This is a genomic window from Streptomyces sp. NPDC050564 (assembly GCF_044457265.1).
Taxonomy (GTDB): Bacteria; Actinomycetota; Actinomycetes; order Streptomycetales; family Streptomycetaceae; genus Streptomyces.
On the sequence record NZ_JBITGS010000108.1, the window covers coordinates 1 to 3,467 of the forward strand.

Here is a 3,467-nt window from a genome sequence, read left to right on the forward strand (position 1 = left end):
AGCAGGTCGACGGCGGCGAAGTCCGCGAGGCCGGGGACGGCGACGTCGGCCAGTTCCTGCGCGGTGCGCCGGATGTCGGAGGTGGTGCCGATGCGCCCGGAGGCCTCGTGTAGCAGGCACATGCGCTGCCGGGCGAGCTGCTCCGACACCGTGTGGTGCGCCGCCAGGCACACCGCGCGCACCCGGCCGTCGGAGTCTTTCAGCGGCGCCAGCGAGGCCGGCCAGCCCCTTTCGCCGGCGCCCGCGACATGCAGGGCGGCCTCCATGTGCTGCGGCTCGCCGCTGTCCAGGGCCAGGCGCATCCTGGCCTCGGTCTCCTCGCTGACCGGGTGCGGTGCGATGTCGGGCAGGCGCAGCCCAAGCATCTGCTCCTCGGCCAGGGACAGCGCGCGTTCCATGCCGGCGTTGGCCCGCACCAGCCGCAGGCCGGTGTCGAAGACTGCCAGGATGCAGGGGGACTGACGGAACAGCCATTCCCGCAGCGCCTCGCCGTGTCCCGGCGCTCGCGTACCCAGCGGGCCTGCCCCGCCCGGCACGGCGCACACCACGAGCCACCCGGCCCGGGGAGCGCCGGCGGGGAGGCGGTGCGCGAGCAGTGGCTGCTCAAGCCGGTGGCCGTCGTGGTGGCGCAGGGTCACGGTGCCGCCGCATCGCTGGCGCCCGGCCGCCTTTCGCCCCAGGGCCGCAGCGGCCACACCGGTGTCGTCGGCGAGCAAGCGGGCGGCTGGTTGCCCCACGATCTGGGAGGAGGTGTAACCCAGCAGCCGCCGGGCACCTTCGCTCCATCCGGTCACGAGGCCCTGCTCACTGACGTTGGCCGTAGCCGTGGCCGTGGCGGTGGGATCGGGCACGGCGTGCCCTTGCGTCTGCTCACCGGGAGGGGTGGGAAGTCGCTCCATCGCTGTTCATCTCGCCCTTCGGGAACCTGCACGGCAGGGCCTGGGGCAGGGCCCCTCCTGACAAGCATGATCCCGGCGGACTAAGACCACCAACCCGGCGCTGTCTCGTACCGCCTGGCCCGCAACGGACCCGCCCCCAGCACGCCCGTACCGCCCGCCCGCAACGGCCTTGCGCCGTCGGCGGCGAACAGCCCGCTCCGCTGCCGCTCCGCTGCCGCTCCGCGGTCTGCCCGTGGTCGGTCCGTGGCCGGTCCACGGGCCGGAAAGCCGGTGACACCGGCCGCGGGCCACGCACCCGGCACGGGAGGCGCCTCACGCCAACTCCACTGGCCGGCCGCCTCGTTGCCGGGGCGGCAAGGCGGTCACGGGGGATGGCGGATCGTCTGCGTGGCGCCGTGGCCGGTGCCGGTGGCCGTCCGCCGGCGGGCCGGTGGAAGGTTTCGTGGATGTGGCCTGTGACACGCCTGTGACAGTCGGCGGACACCGTCATGACGTCGCCCCGGCAGTCTTTTCGAAACGGACAAATCGCAGCAATCGGGCATTTGTTCTCTGCTTCCGAGGGTGTGAGCAGTGATGACCGAGACGATCCGTCGGAGGAAATCCCATGAGCCTCACCCTCACCGCGCCGCAGACCCAGGCCCCCGCACCTGCGCTGGCCCCGCGTGAACGGGAGACGCTGCGCCATATCGCCGCCGGGTGCACCTACCTGCAGGCGGCCCGCCAGATGGGACTTTCCAAGCACACCATCGACGCCTATCTCCGCCGGATCAGGGCCAAGCTCAACATCAACAGCACCGCCGAACTCACCCGGCTGGCCATCTCCCTGGGCCTGTGACGGCCCGCCCGGGCGGGAGGGTCGCCCCGGGGGCGGATGCGGCGCCCGCGCGCATCCACCGCGTCCCGCGGCGCACCGCGCCACCGTGGTGCTGCTCACCGGCCCGCGCCGAGTCCTCCCGCCTCGGCCCGGCCCCGTCGGCAGCACGACTGCGGCGCCGTGGCGCCGCCGCGGACCGGGCGGCCGCTGCGCCGGCCGGTGCCTGGCCCGTCCGTGCCACTGCTGTGTCCGCTTGCCGGACCTCCAGTCCGGCGCGCGCCAGGCCGCAAGTCCCGGCTGTTCGTCACTTGGCGCCAGGCCCACAATGCAGTACCGCACCCCCGGCCGGCCGCCGTCGCCCGTATCGGCCGTGGGGCCGAGGCCACCGTGAGCGGGGGCCGGTAAGTCACGGTGCCCCGGGTGAGGATGAGCCCGGCGCGCACCAACCCGGCGAGGCGGGTGGCCGGGGCGGCGACCGTGCCGCCTCGCCCCGCACAAAAGGTCCCAGATGCGGAACGGGGCTGTGGCGATGGTATCCATGCCACTACATTTGGTGGCATGAGTGCCATCACTGTGCGGATACCCGACACCATGGACAAGCCGCTGCGCGCCGCCGCAGCCAGCGCCCCCTCGCTGAACGAGTACATCGTGAAGGCAGTGCGCCGCCAGATGACGATCGACGCCGCCCGGCAGCTCGCCACCCTCGAGCCCCTCGACCTCAACGGCGAGGGCGACGCTCTGTGACGATACGCAAGGGCGACGTGTGGGACGTCGACACCGGCAAGGGCACCCGCACGATCCTCGTCGTCAGCCTCGACGGACTCGCCGACGCCTACGGCGCAGTGGTTGCCCTGGTCCTGCACGCCCCAGCCGTACACCCCGACACCGCGATGAGCGTACGCCTGACGTCCCCGGTCGGCGCCTCGGCCGTCGCCGTCAACCTCGTCCAGCTCGCCACGTCCCGCTTCGACACCGCCACCCTGCACGGCAACATCGGCCTCGAGCAGCAGGCGCTCGTCGACAACGCACTGCGCGCGGTCCTCGACCTGTAAAAATCCATACCCTCGCCTTGGCGGGGCCGTTCCGCCAAGTCCAGGGCAATCGGGGCGGTGCAGGCGCCAGGCGCTGGACGGTTTCCATGCCATCGTGAAGCGTCGGCACGTGGGGTGGCCGCCGCCTGCCTGCGGTAGGTCCCAGGGTGGCTGACGATGGCGCTGAGGGTGCGGCTGAAGGTTCCCGGGCTGATGAAGCCGAGCTGGACCAGATGTCCGTCACACCGCGGTCGCTCTGCTGCAGCAGGAACATCGGCCGCTCGACCCGGCGGCGCTGCAGGTATCGGTGCGGTGTCTCGCCGACGGTGGTCTTGAAGGTGCGCGTGAAGTGCGGCAGTGACACGTGGGCGATACGGGCCAGGGCCGGGACGTCCAGCGCTTGCGCGTAGGCGAGGTCCATCGCATCGCGTGCCCACAGCATGTGGCGGTTGCTCTCTTCGGCTGCGCGGCTCACGGCGCCATCACACCGCGGGTGCCGCCGGCCGGAACAGCTCCGCCGCGCCAAACTGCCCGCACACGCGGGTGCACTACGGCGGCCCACGCCCAGTGGTAGGGCCCACCAGGGCATGTCCAGTCCGTCACCTGCGACTTACCGGACCGCCCCCGGGCCGCCGCTGCCCGCATCTACGGGCGGGTCGGCGCCGCCTGCTGCACGACCTCGAAGGACCACAGCGTGGACCCGCTCGCCGCCGGCTTGGGACG

Annotated in this window: 4 protein-coding genes and 2 pseudogenes; 3 read left to right on the plus strand and 3 right to left on the minus strand. The window is 72.6% G+C overall.

Going from position 1 to position 3,467, the window contains the following annotated elements; translation table 11 throughout:
• A partial coding sequence (locus ACIBK0_RS51785; protein ID WP_399097517.1) for a PAS domain-containing protein occupies positions 1 to 851 on the minus strand: 851 nt, incomplete at its 3' end.
• 652 nt (positions 852 to 1,503) lie between these two features.
• Here ACIBK0_RS51785 and ACIBK0_RS51790 point away from each other — a divergent pair.
• The 3 genes from ACIBK0_RS51790 (at position 1,504) to ACIBK0_RS51800 (ending at position 2,765) form a co-directional block, all read left to right on the plus strand.
• On the plus strand, positions 1,504 to 1,734 hold the full coding sequence (locus ACIBK0_RS51790; RefSeq protein ID WP_399096822.1) for a response regulator transcription factor: 231 nt from the start codon (positions 1,504 to 1,506) through the stop codon (positions 1,732 to 1,734).
• Positions 1,735 to 2,271: 537 nt separating this feature from the next.
• A complete protein-coding gene (locus tag ACIBK0_RS51795) occupies positions 2,272 to 2,457 on the plus strand; it encodes a hypothetical protein (RefSeq protein WP_399097519.1) in 186 nt (61 codons plus the stop codon).
• On the plus strand, positions 2,454 to 2,765 hold the full coding sequence (locus tag ACIBK0_RS51800; protein WP_399097521.1) for a hypothetical protein: 312 nt from the start codon (positions 2,454 to 2,456) through the stop codon (positions 2,763 to 2,765). Before ACIBK0_RS51795 ends, ACIBK0_RS51800 begins: the two co-directional genes overlap by 4 nt.
• A gap of 75 nt (positions 2,766 to 2,840) precedes the next feature.
• Here the strand turns inward: ACIBK0_RS51800 and ACIBK0_RS51805 are convergent.
• Together ACIBK0_RS51805 and ACIBK0_RS51810 are read right to left on the minus strand one after the other, a co-directional pair.
• Positions 2,841 to 3,219: pseudogene (locus ACIBK0_RS51805) on the minus strand (helix-turn-helix domain-containing protein); the annotation flags it as partial.
• A 170-nt stretch (positions 3,220 to 3,389) separates the two neighbouring features.
• Positions 3,390 to 3,467: pseudogene (locus ACIBK0_RS51810) on the minus strand (antibiotic biosynthesis monooxygenase); the annotation flags it as partial.